The organism is Streptococcus sp. HMSC076C08, assembly GCF_001810825.1.
Classification (GTDB): domain Bacteria; phylum Bacillota; class Bacilli; order Lactobacillales; family Streptococcaceae; genus Streptococcus.
Window position 1 is genome coordinate 22,175 of record NZ_KV802735.1, and the last position, 16,452, is coordinate 38,626.

The following is a 16,452-nucleotide window of genomic DNA, read 5'->3' on the forward strand; positions in this document are numbered from 1 at the left end:
TACTTGCCAGAGGTTTTTTTGATAAAAAAAAAGAGACTGAGGAAAAACTCAATCTCTTTTCTTATTCTTGATTTTTAACTTGACTGGTGGCTACATCTTCCCCAAACCATCTCTGGCTGATTTCCTGGAATTTTCCTTCTTGGTATAGTGAGATAAAGGCTTGATTCAGAGCATCTAGCAAAGTTTTATCAGCAGGTCTAACACCCACTGCAAAAGCTTCACTTTCAAATCCAGCTGAAAAGACATTGTAGTCGCTTAATATCCCTTCAGACTGGAGATAATAATTGGCATATACCCGGTCAATCAACAAGGCATCAATCCGATCATTTTTTAAATCAATCAAGGCTTCATTGAAACTTTGGTATTGATTGGCTTTCTGGTCTTTCACTCGATTCTTGAGTAGTTCAGGTTGTCGTTCAAAATTCAAATAGCCAGAAGATCCTGCCTGGGCCCCTAGAACTTTGTCAGTCATATCCTGAATTGAGTGGATATTTTGAGACTTTTTAGAGACCAAAACTTGTTGATTTTCCATGTAAGGAATGGTAAAAGCAACCTTCTCTTTCCGTTCATCTGTAGCTGTATAGCCATTCCAGATGGCATCAATAGTACCGTTTTGTAGTTCGGTTTCTTTCATATCCCAGTCGATGGGTTGAAATTTAATCTGAATTCCTAGCTTTTCAGAAACAGCTTGGGCCAGGTCAATATCAAAGCCTGCATACTGGCCATTCTTTTCCTCAAATCCCATGGGAACAAAGGTATTGTCAAAGCCAATGGTAATGCTTCCCTGTTTTTGATATTTGGCCCAATTATCCTGATTTGGATCACTTGCCTTTTGAGTACAAGCCGTCAGGAAGAAGCTAAAGAACAGAGCAAGTACAAGGGCAATTTTCTTTCTCTTCATAGGCACCTCCTAGTCCTACTTTGGATCAACCTTAAGGATCTGATCAGCAATGTTTTCCGCAAACTGAAGATCGTGGGTCACAACAATCTGAGTCATCCCACGCTCTTTATTTTGAAGGATAAGTTTTTCTACTTCTAATCGCAATTCTGGGTCTAAGGCTGATGTAGGCTCATCATATCCAATAATTTCTGGGTTAATCATCATAGCACGTGCTAAGGCCACCCGTTGTTTTTGCCCACCTGAAAGTGAGAATGGAAAGGCATCTGCATGTCCAGCTAACCCAAGTTGTTCTAACAAACCACGCGCCTTCTTCTCAGCAACTTCCTTCTCCATGCTCATTGTTTTTATAGGCGACAGAGTTAAGTTATCTAGAACTGACAAATGTGGAAAGAGTTGAAAATCTTGGAAAACAAATCCCAGAAGATTGCGCTTTTCTAGTTCGTCTATAGCTAGCGATTCGCCGTTATAGTAGATTTCTCCAGAATCGATGGTTTCTAATCCAGCTAGCATACGTAATAGGGTTGTCTTTCCGCCTCCTGATGGACCTACGATTGCAAGGATTTGCTTTTCAGGAATTGATAGGCTGAAATTGGTTAAGATTTGTTTGCCACCAAAGGCCTTGTTAATGTTTCGTAATTCTAACATAGCAATCCTCCTATCTGTAATAACTGTACTTCTTCTCAAGTTTTTTCGCTACAATGGTTACAAGACCAATCATGATTAGATAAATCGCTCCAGCTAAAAACATAGGAACAAGACTAGCATCTCGATTGGCTGCTGTCCGACTTGCTAAAATCAAATCTGAAATCCCAAGAGCATAGACCAAAGAAGTATCCTTGACCAAACTCATGATTTCATTAAAGACGCTCGGTAAGACAATCTTTGTCACTTGAGGAAGGATGATATAGCGAACTGTAGCAAAGGGGCTAAATTTTAACACTTTTGCAGCCTCATACTGCCCTTTTGGAATGGTTTCAATCCCACCACGAAAGATTTCAGCAAAGTAGGCTGCATAGTTCAATACAAAAGCGATCACAGCAGCAGGAAAACGATCTAAACGTATCCCAATGCTAGGGAGAACATAGTAAATAAAGATTAATTGCAAGAGCAAGGGAGTCCCTCGCATCACCCAAATATAAAGGTCAATCAGATAATGGAGGGGTTTCCAGCGGACTTGTAAAGCAAAGGCAACGACAATACCTAAAGGAATTGAAAAGATCAAGACCAGAGCAAAGACTTGAAGAGTCATACTTGCACCGTTCAATAAACTTGGTAATATCTCAAACATATAAGACATACTGCACCTCCTAAAAATTATTGTTCCTATTATAGCATAAATAAACAATTTAGCAAGGGTTTTTGTAAAAAAATTCTATAATCCTTGAACTATACACCTTTTTCTGAGAAATAAGAGCAAAATATTATCTTAAAGAATTCGGAGAATTACAAGGATTCTAGACGAAAATATAGATTTAACTTCTAATTCTGAGAGAACAATGATCAAATTTTTTGATCAAATATCTATAAAGATTTCATTGACACAGAACTCTGTTTACTCACATTCACTTCATAGCTCTAGAGATATAAAAAAAGAACCACTTTATAAGAATAGTATCATTTCTACTATCCATACAAGTGGCTCTTTGATGATGCCATAGCAAAGGCATCAAGATTTTTCAACTAGATTATTTAACTTTTTTGAAACGGAATAAGAGAATGGAACCAAATGCAAGTACTACTCCTACAACAGTAAACAGCATAGTCATTTCAGATGTACCAGTATTTGGTAGTTCTTTAGTTCCTTCTGGTTGTTTAGGTTTGTTATCAGAAGATCCTGGAGTCTCAGCAGCATAAGTATTTGTGAAGGTTGGATTATTACCTGTAACTGTTGCTACAAATTGACCTTGACCATTGTCTGCAACTTTTACTGTTACTGTATAAGCATTTTTATCATAAGTTACACCAGTTTCATTACCACTTTTTTCAGTGATCGTGTATGTGTGAGTTCCTGCAGCAGTATATTCAATTGCTGGGAAAGCAACTGTTCCGTCTGCAGCATTCTTAGCTGTTGCTACAAGTTTGTCGCCTTCTTTCAATTCAAATTCATATTTATCTGCCTCAAGAGGTTTACCATTTAGGACTTTTTTAGCAGTAATTGAAGTTGTTGCAGATTTAACAGAATACGAATTTACAAAAACTTTATTGTCATATTTAACACTTGCAAACTTCTCACCATAAACATCTGTTACAGTAACTTCTGCGTTAATAGTCTTATCATCGTAAGCAAAACCTGGTTTTTGATCATTAACTTCTTTAATCTGATACTTATAAGTACCCACTGTAGAGAATTTAACGGCTTTAAATTTCACTTTGCCATCTTTATCGTTCTTAACAGTTTCAACAGCTGATCCGTTTGGATCAAGTAGTTGGAAGCTAAATTCTTCAGCAGCTAGGTCTTTTCCTTTTAACTGCTTAGAAACCTCAAATGAAACTTCTGTAGAACGTGAACCAGAACTAATACCTTCAGTTGTGGTTAATGGTGCAAAACCTTCTACATCAAAGTTTTCAGTCGAAGTCGTAATTTTAACGTTATTGAAAGCTTTCTTTGTTGTATTATCAACTGGAGCTGTGATACGAGTCTTATAAACTACATACAAACCTTGGTTGGTTAGATCACCATTACCATTTGGAGTAATAGTGAAGCGATTAGAATCTTGAACAACAATGTGACTTGGATTCAAAAGTGGATGAGGCTCATCCTTACCCCATTCAGTAAAGTAGTAACCTGTAATCTCACTAGCTAATACTTGCCCTTCAGGGATTGTATCTTGAATCGAAACACCTTCATAAGGATTAGCATATTTGTTTACGCGAATATACCAATTAATATAATTTGGATCGTTCGTATCTTGAACTCCCCATTTAGTAAATCCTGTTGGATCCTCATCTGGAACAATACGAGTCAAATTGTATACTCCTGCTCCAGGAATGTCGATTGGATACGACTTATTGAGTTCAACATTATCAGCCCATACAACAGTAAATAAGGCCGAAATTTGTTTCTCTTCAGGTAAGTTAGCAAAATAATCTTCGTTACTTACCGTTACAGTCGCTGTATTTGCAGACTTATTTGTCGTTAACTCAGCAACTTTAGTGACTCCATCGTTACCAAAGATTTCAGTAGTTGAATCTGATTCAATTTTGAATTCATTTGGAACTTTATAAACCATAAAGTCACCATTCTTCAACGTTGTTGAGTTGTCGAATTTGTAAGTGGTTTGAAGGTAAAATTTCCCTTCACCATACTCTGCACCATCAACTAACTTATTATTGTTAATTGTCGGTACTGTCGTTAGCGTATAGCTACTAGATGGTAGTTCAGCAGCTTTAACCACATTGCTAGTTCTTAGTACTGGGATAAATACTGAAGCTACTAACAATAGCGCCATGAATGCATGAGAAAGTTTTTTATTAATCTCTTTCACAACATTTGCCTCCTTTATTTTTGGGGATAGATTCCCCTATTTATTATTATATATTCTTATATAAATTTGTCAAGTATTTCATAGTAGTTCGATGTTCAAATCATACCTTTAAACTCTTATTTAATAGGAGTTAGCAGGCTTTCATTGTTCAAAACTTCATCTAAATTGGCTATAAGAAATTCTAACATTTATATTATATTAGTAAAAAAGAAAAGACCTCTGAGGTCTTTTAAATCATTCATTCAAGGTCATTCGTTTCTGTTAATAAGATTTTAAAAAAATTAGAAATCCTTAAAGTGTCTCTATGAGTTCTTGCATCTGAACATCATCTGGAACGATTTTTAAATAAGCTTCAGCCTGTACCTTGGCTTCTTCAAAATATCCCAATTCACGCAGGAGATAAGTATACTGCTCAAGAAACTCAGGATTATCCTTGAGGTCAGACGATAGTTGTTGATAGAGCTCATAGGCCTTATCTAAATCCTCAATTTTCTGATAAGAACGGGCAATCATCCACTTGGTCAAGAGATTTTCAGGTTCTTGACTTTGGAGAGCGATAATGTCCTCAAACCGTTCTTGTTCCATATAAATGGTTGCAAGGCGAAGGAATATTTCTTCTGTATCCTCTGCATCTTCTTTAGCAGTAAGGAGAAACTGCTCCGCACTACTAGGATCATGTAATTCATACGAAAACTGAGAAGCAGCTAGTAAGAGCCGAGTTTCAAATGGATTTTTCTCCAAACCTTGTTTAACGATACGAAGTGCCTCTTCCACCTGATGTTCCTTATGCAATGCTTGACTGTAGCCATACTCATATCCTTCAAAATCAGGTGAAATGGTATCAATCTGCTTAAAGTAAAGAACAGATTTTTGATACTCTTCTTGGTCAAAGTAAAGACTAGCCAGTTCAAAGGCAGTTTGGTCATCGTATTCTAATTCTAAAGCTTTCTCTAAGAATTCAGTTGCAGCTTCAAACTTACCTAACTGGGCATAAGCATAACCAATTCGTTGATAGGTTGAGACACCCGTTTGCTCATAGATGGAGCGATTGTCTAATTGAGCATAGCCCTGAATAGCTTCCTGATAATTCCCTAACTCGCTATCCAACTCAGCCAAACCAAAAACTAATAAGGCATCGTCTGAGTAGTTTAGGGCTTCCAGTAACTTTTCACGCGCTACATCTGTCAATCCTTCCAATTGATAGAGGTCTGCCTTCAAGGCCAAGGCCGATACGTACCAGTCACTTTCGGGTGTGATTTCCTCAAGGTAAGCAAAGGCTTCCTCAACATTGCCATCCTCACTAGCAATGCTTGCTAAATTCAGATTCACTTCTGGGAAATCTGTAACGATATCTTGGTAAATTTCTTTTGCTTGAGGATAAAAGCCAATTCCCTCTAGATAGCTTGCTAGTTCGTAAAGAACTTCACTTGAATCTGTTTCGAGGGCTTTGTGAAAATACTGATCCGCCTTGGTTAAATCCTGTTCATCCAAAGCCTGGAGCATGCGTTGACTATTGTTCACTCTTGATTTCCTCCCCTTCTTCTTCATACAGACCGCTGACTTTTTTATACCAGTTAAAGATAGCTGAGATAACAACCTTGGCAGAAGCATAGACGGGAATTCCCAGCAAGACTCCCCAAATACCAAACATAGAACCTGAAGTTAGGAGAACAAAGAGGACATTGATCGGATGGATGTTTAGCTGACTACCTAAAATAAGCGGAGAAACGAAGCGACCTTCAATCGTTTGTTCAACAATAAAGACAATAATCACTTTCAAAAGCATCACAGGTCCTGCAATCAAACCCAAAACCAAAGCAGGCAACATCGCTAGAAAACTACCTAGATAAGGGACTAGATTTAGAATACCAGCCGTTACACCTAGAGTGACAGCGTAGCGTAAACCGATAATCTTAAAGAAAATAATAAACATGATAGCTACAATAATAGCTACTGTAACTTGTCCTCTAACATAGTTTGACAGCTGTTTATTGACATCTGATAGGATTTCACCCACAGGTTCTTTTAACTTGGTTGGGATAAATTTAGTTAGGTAATCCCGCAAGCCTTTCCCATCTCTCAAAAGATAAAAGAGCATGAAGGGTACGATAATAACCGCTACAATGACCTGGGAAACGCTACTGATAAAGGCGCTAACCCAGTTAACAGCTTGAGAAGAGATTTTGCTGGCCCACATAGTCGCCTCACTAGAAACATTGGAAAGAACCTGCTCCAACTGTGGTCTAAAATCATCTGGCAAGCGTTTGGTTACAAGGTCATTGATCACCTTATCAGCATCTTCCAGGTATGTCGGCACATTCTTCGCAAAATTTAAGACTTGACGTTGCAGATTAGGAATTGCGACTGCCAGCCCCCAAATGATAAAGAGTCCAATAATAACAAAAACAATACTAATGGCAAGAACACGATTGATCTTGTGCTTCTCCATCCAGTCCACAATCGGATTGAGGAGGTAATAAAGTAAACCAGATAAAATAACTGGCAACATGACAACCCCTAAAAAGTCTAAAACGGGTAAAAAAATAAAACTAATCTTACTTAGAATGAAAATGTTTAACCCCAGTAACAAGGTTACTAAAAATACAGTGATAGCTTTGTTATCTAAAAACCACTTGAAGAACCAAGATAGGCTAAAATGTTTCTCTTTATGTTCCATAAATACATCCTTTCTGTCATTCTCTCATTATACCATTTTTAATCTAAAATAACTCTTTTTTAAAGTGCTTACATAAATAAGACTGATGCATCATGGCAGTTATTTTGTGGTATAATGAACTTATCATTATTAAGAGGTATGGACATGAAAGAAACTGTTTATTTTGGAACTTACACTCGTCGCTTATCTAAAGGGATTTACAAGGCAGATTTTGATATAGAAACAGGCCAGCTTGCAAACCTTGAACTTTTTGCTGCTGAACCCAGTCCGACCTACCTTGCCTTTGACCAACAGCAACACTTATACACTGTAGGGAGCCAGGATGGCTTAGGTGGAATCGCTGCTTACAAGACAGATGGCGCTTTGCTAAATCATGTGGTTGAAGAAGGCGCTCCCCATTGTTATGTGGCAGTGGATGAAAAGCGTGGTCTCGTTTATGGGGCCAACTATCATAAGGGTCAAGTTCTCGTTTATAAACGTCAAACGGATGGTAGCCTCATCCAAACGGATCTAGATCAGCATAGTGGACAAGGTCCTCATGAAAACCAATCTTCCCCACATGTACACTTTACGGATCTAACACCCGACCAGTATCTCGTCACCTGTGATCTAGGAACAGATGAGGTAACAACCTATGATGTTAGTCCAGAAGGAAAACTAAATAAACTCTACACTTATCACAGCCAAACTGGAGCAGGTGCACGCCACATCGTTTTCCACCACCACTATAAGATTGCCTATCTCATCTGCGAACTTAATAGCACGATAGAGGTCTTGATTTATGATGGGGTTGGTGAATTTGAACGCATGCAAGTTATTTCAACCTTACCAGATGGATACGAAGGCTTTAATGCTACTGCTGCTATTCGTCTTTCAAAAGATGGCAAATACCTCTATGCATCCAACCGAGGTCATGATTCCATTGCAGTCTATACAATCCTCGCTGATGGTAGCTTGGAATTATTAGAGATTGTACCAAGCCATGGTAAAAATCCACGTGATTTCGACCTAACTCCTGATCAAGAGTTTCTCATTGCTGTTCATCAAGATTCTGATAACGCAACCGTCTTTAAGCGTAATCCTAAAAGTGGTCGTCTTGCAGAGCTTTCTAACGACTTCCATGTCCCTGAAGCAGTCTGCATCAACTTCCCACATTAAAAAAAAATGAACTTGAGTTTCAAGTTCATTTTTTTATAGTCTATTTCCGACATTGATACGGTTGATAGCACGTTGCAATGCGATTTTTGCGCGACGTTCTTGGTCAATCAAATGCTTGTCATGAGCTTCTTCGATTTCTCGTTCAGCTCGAAGTTTCGCGCGTTCTGCACGACTGATATCGATATCACGAGCACGCTCTGCTGAGTCTGCTACAATGGTAATGATATCATTAGCAATCTCGATAATTCCTCCGTTCACTGCAATCCAGTTTACATGAGTATCATCATCGATACGTTTTACCTTCACTTCATCAACCGCTAAAACCGCAATCATATTTTCATGTCGTGGCAAGATCCCCATCTCACCATCCAGAGTTCGTACCGATACAAAGCTGGCATGGTGATCATAGACGAGGCCATCTGGTGTCACGATCTGGACAGTTAAATGAGCCATAGATCACCTCTTAAAATCCCATTTTTTCTGCCTTAGCAATGACGTCTTCAATTGAACCGACACCACGGAAGGCATCTTCTGGTAGCTGGTCATGTTTTCCTTCAAGGATTTCCTTAAAGCCACGAACTGTTTCCGCTACTGGCACATAAGAACCAGGTTGACCAGTAAATTGTTCGGCAACGTTAAAGTTTTGAGACAAGAAGAACTGGATACGACGGGCACGTGCAACCAAGGTCTTTTCTTCATCAGAAAGTTCATCCATACCAAGGATAGCAATGATATCTTGCAATTCATGGTAACGTTGAAGGACACGTTTAACCTCAGCAGCAACTGCATAGTGCTCCTCACCAACAATCTCAGGCGCTAAGGCACGAGAGCTTGAAGCCAACGGATCAACGGCTGGGTAGATACCCAACTGTACCAACTTACGTTCCAAGTTTGTCGTTGAATCCAAGTGAGCGAAGGCTGTTGCCGGCGCAGGGTCAGTATAGTCATCTGCTGGCACATAAATAGCCTGGATAGAGGTTACAGAACCCTTCTTAGTTGATGTAATACGCTCTTGCAATTGACCCATTTCCGTAGCAAGGGTTGGTTGGTAACCAACGGCTGAAGGCATACGACCCAAAAGGGCAGATACTTCTGAACCAGCTTGAGTGAAACGGAAGATATTGTCGATAAAGAGAAGCACATCTTGGCCTTCTACATCACGGAAGTATTCGGCAATTGTCAAACCAGTAAGAGCAACACGCATACGAGCTCCTGGTGGCTCATTCATCTGACCAAATACCATGGCTGTTTTCTCGATAACGCCTGATTCTTTCATTTCCCAGTAGAGGTCGTTCCCCTCACGGGTACGTTCCCCAACACCAGTAAATACTGAAATACCACCGTGTTCTTGAGCAATGTTGTGAATCAATTCTTGAATCAAGACAGTTTTACCAACTCCAGCACCACCGAAGAGTCCAACTTTCCCACCTTTTAGGTAAGGGGCAAGAAGGTCGATAACCTTGATCCCTGTTTCCAAGATTTCAGATGAGGTAGACAATTCATCAAAAGTTGGAGCTTTCTTATGAATTGGCTGACGCTCAGCGTCTTCAGCGAAAGGAGCATCCAAGTCGATGGTATCTCCCAAAACATTGAAGACACGTCCCAAAGTTTCTTTACCCACTGGTACAGAGATTGGACGGCCTGTGTCCAAAACTTCCATTCCACGAGTCAAACCATCTGTTGATTCCATGGCGATCGTACGAACCATACCATCACCCAACTCCAAGGCTACTTCAAGGACGATTTTTGTTTTTCTTTCGTCATTTTTGTAGACGACAAGTGCATTATTAATCTCAGGAAGTGTTTCCCCTGCTGCAAACAAGACGTCGACAACGGGTCCAATAACCTGAGCAATTTTACCTGAACTCATCTCCTTCTCCTATTCTATATAAGATACTGTCGGTTCCTAGTTTACCTAGGTCCTAAGTTCATTTTGATACGGGGGAGGCAAAGCCTTATTCTAAGGCACTAGCCCCCGCTACGATTTCTGTAATTTCTTGTGTAATCGCCGCCTGTCTGGCACGGTTATACTGGATTGTCAAATCATTGATGACTTTCTTAGCATTATCAGTCGCTGTCTGCATAGCTGTCATACCTGCAGCATTTTCAGCTGTCTTGGCATCGATAATAGCCCCGTAAATCATACTTTCAGCATACTGTGGCAACAATTGCTCTAGAATCTCATCACGGCTCGTTTCCAACTCAAAAGTCAAGCTATACTCTTCATCCGCTTCATTTGGATCCAAGTCAACAATCGGAAGCATTTGTTCCACACGCATTTGACTTGTGAGAGTATTGACATGATGGTTGTAGCAGACATACAATTCATCAAAAAGTTCGTTTTGGTACATCTCAATCGTTTTTGAAATAATTTTACGAACTTCATCAAAACTAGGTTGATCTGCCAAGCCACGTAGTTCATAGATTGGCTGAATACCTCGAGCCTTAAAGAAATCAGCTCCCATACCACCGATACAGATTATCTCAAAACCTGTACCATCTGGATGGTATTCTTCTTTCAACTCCATAACGGCTTTAAGGATGGAAGCATTATAACCTCCAACCAAGCCACGGTCTGAAGTGATAACGATATAGCCCGTTTTCTTAACTGGGCGACTGATGAGCATCGGATTGGTTGAACCACCAGATCCGTTACCATGCAGAATATCCGTCAAAAGCTTACGAACTTTCTGAGCGTAAACTTGGAAGTTGCGCGCTGCTTCTTCAGAGCGACCTAACTTGGCAGCCGATACCATTTGCATGGCATTAGTGATTTGACTCGTATTTTTGGTTGAGGCGATTTTTGTTTTAATATCATTTAGAGATACTGCCATCTGAAACCTCTATTCTTATTGGAAGCTGGATTGATTGAGAAACTCTGTAATCGCAGCATCCAAGACTGCTTCTTCTGGCAAGTCTTTTGTTTCACGAATGGTTTCCAAAATCTCTGGATAATGAGCATCAAAGAAAGTATGGAACTCTTCCTCAAAACGAACAATGTCATCTACTGGAATCGTATCCAAGAAACCATGTGTCAAAGCATAGAGAATGGTTACTTGTTTCTCAACAGGTAGTGGTTTGTGAACAGGTTGTTTCAATACTTCCACAGTACGACGTCCACGGTTTAACTTAGCCTGTGTTGCTGCATCCAAGTCAGAACCAAACTTAGTGAAGGCTTCCAACTCACGGTATGAAGCAAGGTCGATACGAAGTGTACCAGCTACTTTCTTCATGGCTTTGATTTGTGCCGAACCACCTACACGGGATACAGACGAACCCGCATCTATGGCTGGACGAATACCCGCATTGAAGAGACCATCACCAAGGAAGATTTGTCCGTCAGTGATAGAAATCACGTTGGTTGCGATATAGGCAGAGATATCTCCTGCTTGTGTCTCGATAAATGGTAGGGCTGTAATAGATCCACCACCAAGCTCATCAGAAACTTTAGCTGAGCGCTCAAGCAAACGACTGTGAAGGTAGAAAACATCCCCTGGGAAGGCTTCACGACCTGGTGGACGACGAAGCAAGAGGGAAAGCTCACGATAAGCGACCGCTTGTTTTGAAAGATCATCGTAAACAATCAAAACATGCTTGCCTTGGTACATAAATTCTTCCGCCATAGCAACTCCGGCATAAGGAGCTAGGAAGAGCAATGGAGATGGTTGTGAAGCAGAGGCTGTCACAACGATTGTGTAGTCCAAGGCACCGTACTGACGAAGTGTTTCTACTTGTGTACGGACTGTTGATTCTTTTTGTCCAATCGCTACGTAGATACAAATCATATCTTGACCTTTTTGGTTCAAGATTGTATCAATTGCAATAGTTGTTTTCCCTGTCTGACGGTCACCGATAATCAACTCACGTTGACCACGACCAATCGGAACAAGGGCGTCAATAGCTTTCAAACCTGTTTGCAATGGTTCTGATACAGACTTACGTTGCATAACGCCAGGAGCTGGCGCTTCTACTGGACGAGTCTTGTCAGTATGGATGTCACCAAGACCATCAACTGGACGACCAAGTGGGTCGACAACACGTCCGATCAGGCTATCCCCCACAGGAACTTCCATGATTTTACCTGTACGGCGAATGGTATCACCTTCACGAATATCTGTAAAGTCTCCAAGGATGATAATCCCAACGTCTGTAGACTCCAAGTTTTGCGCCATCCCATAAGAGCCGTTTTCAAAGATCAACAGCTCTCCACTCATGGCATTTTCAAGACCGTGAGCACGCGCAATTCCATCCCCGATATAGGTTACAACACCTGTTTCAGACACATCAAAATTGGGTTTGAAATTTTCAATTTGTTGCTTAATTAAAGCGCTGATTTCTTGTGCGTTAATTGCCAAAAGAACACCACTTTCTATTTCAAATTTTCTTTAACAACTCGAAGTTGTTGTTTTATACTCACATCAATTGTCTTGTGATTAGCAAAAATAACAAAACCACCAATGAGTCCTTCATCAATTTGTTCTTTGATACTCCGTACTTTCAGAGACATTTTTTTCTCTATCAAGGGAAGCAAACGTTCCTTCTGCTCGTCCGTTAAAGGATGAGCTGAGGAAATCGTGACTACAAAATGATTGGTTTCTATTTCAAGACGATTCAAACAATCAACAATGATATCATAAAAAAGATTTGCTCTGTGATTGTAAATCAGAACCTGAATAAAGTTTTGCATTAAAGGTGAGACAGAGTCTTGAAAAAAACCAACTGTTTTTTCCTTATCAGACTCATCAACTGCCACCTGAGCTAAAAAAGAAGGTAAGCCCGTTTCTTCTGCGACTTGTTTGATTTGATCCAAGTCTGCAAAAATCCGGTCCTCTTCTCCTTTTTCAATCACTAATTGGACAAAAGGCATGCTGTACTTTTCAATGACCTTTGCTGTTTTCTTGTCCATTAGGCTTCTCCTAGCTGATCGATATACTGATCAATGAGTTCCTTATGAGCATGACTGTCAAGGTTTTTTGAGATGATTTTAACAGCAAGACTAATCGTCAAATCTGCCACCTCGCCCTTAACACTTTGCAAAGCTTCTGCTTTATTCTGAGCAATTTCTTGATTCGCCTTCTCTTTTAAGCGACCCGCTTCTACTTTAGCATCTGCCAGAATATCTGCTTTACTCTTCTCTGCAGTCTCTTTAGCATTTTCAATGATTGTTTTGGCTTCGTTGCGACTACCAGCCAATTCATCTTCACGTTTTTGGGCAAGAGTTTCTGCTTTTTGACGAGCTTGTTCAGCTCCATCAATATCAGCAGCAATTTTATTTGCCCTTTCTTCGAAGACACTTGTCAAGTTTGACCACGCATATTTCTTAACTAAGACAATCAAAAGGATAAAAGAGCCAGCGATTAAAATAAAGTTACCAATTAATTCACCTACTGTTACGTGCATCTGTTACTCCTTTCTACTCTTCTCCATCATTTATCTTATTTCCTAAGTACATAGAAGACAACATGGTAAACACATAGGCTTGGATGCAGGAAATAAAGACAGAAAAGGCTGTCCAAGCCAAGTTAGCACCAAAAGCAACTGGATACCAATATAGAGCTTGATGAGATAGAGTGATTAGCAAACTAGCCATCACTTCTCCAGCAAAGATATTTCCGAACACCCGCAAGGCAAGTGATAAAAAGTTGGTAAACTCTTCTAAGATATTCATGGGAGTCATAAAGCCAGGTGTGATATAGGCTTTTAGATATTTTTTAATCCCACGGCGACGAATCCCTTCAATATGGGTCATCAGGATAATTCCAAATGACAAGGCCAAGTCAAACTGGAGATTTGCAGTTGGCGATGTCCAAAGGTTTGTCCCATCTGTAGTTTGAAGTTTCGCCATCAAACCGAGGTTATTTGCCAGTACCATAAATAGAAATAGACAAAGGAAAAAGAGCGAGTAGTCTTTCATGTAGCTTTTACCAATGTTAGGTTCTGTAAATCCAATAACGAAGTCATAGAAATACTCAAGTACATTTTGCTTTCCTTTGGGTTTCAAAGTCATATTGCGACTTGCCCAATAGATAAAGCCAAAAACAACTCCCACAATCAACAAGGTCATGGCTAACATGGTTAAATCAAAGGTAACAGGACCAATATTGATGGTTGGATTGATACTTTCTTCCATCTAGAATCCTCCCTTTTCTTCTCGTTCCATTTGTCTATTTGATGACGAATGAAAAGACGAGGGTAACCAAGAACGTTCCTTCAATAAAGGCAATCCCCATGATCATTAAGCTACGTAATTGTGGGATGATGTCTGGTTGGCGAGCTGCTGATTTGAACAAACCGTTCATCAACATACCTTCTGCAAGGGATACACCCATACAGGCAAGACAAAGACCGAAAAATGTTAAATTCATGATGAATTCTCCTTTTATTTAAAATTTACTTACTTAGTTTAGTCCTAAAATTTGTTTTTGTCAACTTTTTACTTACGTTGGAAGCGTTTCAGCTGATTTATTTCTATTTTTGCTATTTTTACACTATTCTATAGAAAGTTTTTCCATTTTAGATTGCGAGTTTTTCTTGATTTTACTATATTTTCTGAAACAAACCGAAAAATCCAAGTTAAGAACTTGGATCGATTCATTTTATTTAAAATAGTAGGAATAGTGTTGTTTACAACCTGGATTAAATGGTGCACTGCAGTAAGGACAAGCCATCTGTTTTTGGTAATCTTGGAAAGTCATTGTCCTCTTACAAACCCCACATAAGATCGGTCGATCCTCAGAAAGCACCAAGGGATAGGGCGAAAACAAATGCGTTTCCATAGCATTGTGGCACTGATAGCATGCATAGTATTTCTTGCATTCATAACACTGGAGTGAAACAATATCCTTTTCACTATGATAATGAACACACCTGCTTTCATCATCTACCAATAAACCTTGAGCTTGAATCATTCCCTTTTCCTTATCTAGGCACGAACTGTAACACTTGTCCCGTCTTCCTTATAGAGGTTGATGAGCCCTTCTTTCAGAGCACGAACCATGTCACCTGCTTGTACAGGTTGTGGGACCTTGATTGTCAAGAGTTCCATTGGATTTGGAGCACGGTCGATTTTATTGCCCTTGGCATCATGAAGATCTTCGATATAAGTATCAAAATGACGGAAACCTGGTCCATAAAACTCAACTTGATCGCCTTCGTTGATGACATTTCGTTGACGAATGGTTGCCGTTTGAGTCGCATCATCATAAGCAACCACTTCAGCGACAAACTTGTATTCAGGAATTTTACGACGTGCGCCAAATAACTGCTCATTCTCAGACGGTGTACCATAGTAGAATCCAGTTGCCAATTCACGCTGGGCAACCTTCCACATCTCGTCCACCAAGTCCTGTTTGATGGCCTCAAACTTTTCAGGACTTTCGAGATAAGCATCCACAGCCGCCTTGTAGCAGTTTGTTACTGTTGAAACATAGTGAATAGACTTCATACGACCTTCGATCTTAAGACTGTCTACACCATTTTCAATCATATCTGGGATATGGTCAATCATAGACATATCTACGGCAGACATCGAAAATTCTTCTGGGATTTCACCTTTAAGGCTCTTACGTTCTTGGCCGAATGGCATGTCGTAGAGGTCGTATTTCCAACGGCAAGATTGAGAACAACCACCACGGTTAGCATCACGCATACTCATGTGGTTTGAAAGCGTACAACGACCTGAGTAAGAAATACACATGGCCCCATGGACAAATGCTTCAATCTCGACATCTGTACGTTTGCGAATCTCTGCCAATTCTTCCATTGAAACTTCACGGGCCAAAACCACACGAGTTAGACCAAGTTCTTTCCAGAACTCTAGAGTTTCATAGTTGGTTGCACTTGCTTGAGTTGAAAGGTGAATTTCAAGACCTGGTGCTTCTGTTGCTGCAATCATAATCAAGGCTGGATCTGACACGATAACTGCCGCAATCCCGATATCACGCAACTTACGGAACCATTCTCCAGCGCCTGCTTCATTTCCTTCATGCATGACCATGTTAGCAGCCACATAGACCTTGGCACCGTACTTTGCAGCGAACTGAACGCCTTCTTCCATCTGTTCAAAGGTAAAATTCCCAGCACGGCTACGAAGACCATAGGCCTGTCCACCGATGAAGACTGCGTCCGCACCATATTGAACAGCTACTTTCAGTTTCTCTAAAGTCCCTGCAGGTGATAAAACCTCAGGACGTTTTAATGTTTTTGTCATTTTTTCTCCTATTTGCAATATA

At 40.1% G+C, this 16,452-nt stretch carries 17 protein-coding genes; 1 reads left to right on the forward strand and 16 read right to left on the reverse strand.

The window, feature by feature from the left end:
* Positions 1-61: 61 nt before the first annotated feature.
* The 6 genes from HMPREF2766_RS06460 to HMPREF2766_RS06485 form a co-directional block, all read right to left on the reverse strand.
* Positions 62-901: an amino acid ABC transporter substrate-binding protein gene (locus tag HMPREF2766_RS06460; RefSeq protein WP_070568686.1), complete on the reverse strand. Its 840-nt coding sequence runs from the start codon at positions 899-901 to the stop codon at positions 62-64.
* Positions 902-916: 15 nt separating this feature from the next.
* The gene (locus tag HMPREF2766_RS06465) at positions 917-1,546 is read right to left on the reverse strand and encodes an amino acid ABC transporter ATP-binding protein (RefSeq protein WP_000891744.1); all 630 of its coding nucleotides are present in this window, start codon (positions 1,544-1,546) and stop codon (positions 917-919) included.
* Between the two features lie 10 nt (positions 1,547-1,556).
* The gene (locus tag HMPREF2766_RS06470) at positions 1,557-2,198 is read right to left on the reverse strand and encodes an amino acid ABC transporter permease (RefSeq protein ID WP_070568689.1); all 642 of its coding nucleotides are present in this window, start codon (positions 2,196-2,198) and stop codon (positions 1,557-1,559) included.
* A gap of 388 nt (positions 2,199-2,586) precedes the next feature.
* Positions 2,587-4,386 (reverse strand): Spy0128 family protein, encoded by a 1,800-nt coding sequence (locus HMPREF2766_RS06475; protein ID WP_070568692.1) that lies wholly within the window; start codon positions 4,384-4,386, stop codon positions 2,587-2,589.
* A 291-nt stretch (positions 4,387-4,677) separates the two neighbouring features.
* Positions 4,678-5,907, reverse strand: a complete 1,230-nt coding sequence (locus tag HMPREF2766_RS06480; RefSeq protein ID WP_070568695.1) for a tetratricopeptide repeat protein — start codon at positions 5,905-5,907, stop codon at positions 4,678-4,680.
* The gene (locus HMPREF2766_RS06485) at positions 5,897-7,063 is read right to left on the reverse strand and encodes an AI-2E family transporter (protein ID WP_070568698.1); all 1,167 of its coding nucleotides are present in this window, start codon (positions 7,061-7,063) and stop codon (positions 5,897-5,899) included. The genes HMPREF2766_RS06480 and HMPREF2766_RS06485 overlap by 11 nt, the downstream gene beginning before the upstream one ends.
* Positions 7,064-7,207: 144 nt before the next feature.
* Between HMPREF2766_RS06485 and HMPREF2766_RS06490 the strand changes: the two genes are divergently transcribed.
* Positions 7,208-8,221 (forward strand): lactonase family protein, encoded by a 1,014-nt coding sequence (locus HMPREF2766_RS06490; RefSeq protein ID WP_070568701.1) that lies wholly within the window; start codon positions 7,208-7,210, stop codon positions 8,219-8,221.
* A 33-nt stretch (positions 8,222-8,254) separates the two neighbouring features.
* Here the strand turns inward: HMPREF2766_RS06490 and HMPREF2766_RS06495 are convergent, their stop codons facing one another.
* From HMPREF2766_RS06495 to HMPREF2766_RS06535, 10 genes are all read right to left on the reverse strand, one after another.
* Positions 8,255-8,674, reverse strand: coding sequence for a F0F1 ATP synthase subunit epsilon (locus HMPREF2766_RS06495; protein ID WP_000940836.1), 420 nt, complete (start codon positions 8,672-8,674; stop codon positions 8,255-8,257).
* 10 nt (positions 8,675-8,684) lie between these two features.
* Complete coding sequence (atpD, locus tag HMPREF2766_RS06500) at positions 8,685-10,091, reverse strand: F0F1 ATP synthase subunit beta (RefSeq protein ID WP_000094372.1); 1,407 nt, start codon at positions 10,089-10,091, stop codon at positions 8,685-8,687.
* Positions 10,092-10,176: 85 nt separating this feature from the next.
* On the reverse strand, positions 10,177-11,055 hold the full coding sequence (locus tag HMPREF2766_RS06505) for a F0F1 ATP synthase subunit gamma (RefSeq protein ID WP_000301232.1): 879 nt from the start codon (positions 11,053-11,055) through the stop codon (positions 10,177-10,179).
* A gap of 15 nt (positions 11,056-11,070) precedes the next feature.
* Entirely contained in the window at positions 11,071-12,576 is a 1,506-nt protein-coding gene (atpA, locus tag HMPREF2766_RS06510; protein ID WP_000996617.1) for a F0F1 ATP synthase subunit alpha, read from the reverse strand.
* Between the two features lie 14 nt (positions 12,577-12,590).
* Entirely contained in the window at positions 12,591-13,127 is a 537-nt protein-coding gene (locus tag HMPREF2766_RS06515) for a F0F1 ATP synthase subunit delta (RefSeq protein WP_070568704.1), read from the reverse strand.
* Positions 13,127-13,621 (reverse strand): F0F1 ATP synthase subunit B, encoded by a 495-nt coding sequence (gene atpF / locus HMPREF2766_RS06520; RefSeq protein WP_061421090.1) that lies wholly within the window; start codon positions 13,619-13,621, stop codon positions 13,127-13,129. Before atpF ends, HMPREF2766_RS06515 begins: the two co-directional genes overlap by 1 nt.
* 13 nt (positions 13,622-13,634) lie before the next feature.
* Positions 13,635-14,351, reverse strand: coding sequence for a F0F1 ATP synthase subunit A (gene atpB, locus HMPREF2766_RS06525; RefSeq protein ID WP_000392869.1), 717 nt, complete (start codon positions 14,349-14,351; stop codon positions 13,635-13,637).
* Positions 14,352-14,385: 34 nt separating this feature from the next.
* Positions 14,386-14,586 carry a F0F1 ATP synthase subunit C gene (locus tag HMPREF2766_RS06530; RefSeq protein WP_001054556.1) on the reverse strand — a complete coding sequence of 67 codons (201 nt, stop codon included), beginning with the start codon at positions 14,584-14,586 and terminating at the stop codon, positions 14,386-14,388.
* Positions 14,587-14,817: 231 nt separating this feature from the next.
* Complete coding sequence (locus tag HMPREF2766_RS09970; protein WP_076984503.1) at positions 14,818-15,129, reverse strand: CHY zinc finger protein; 312 nt, start codon at positions 15,127-15,129, stop codon at positions 14,818-14,820.
* Between the two features lie 14 nt (positions 15,130-15,143).
* Positions 15,144-16,430, reverse strand: coding sequence for a peptidase U32 family protein (locus tag HMPREF2766_RS06535; protein WP_070568709.1), 1,287 nt, complete (start codon positions 16,428-16,430; stop codon positions 15,144-15,146).
* Positions 16,431-16,452 lie beyond the last annotated feature (22 nt).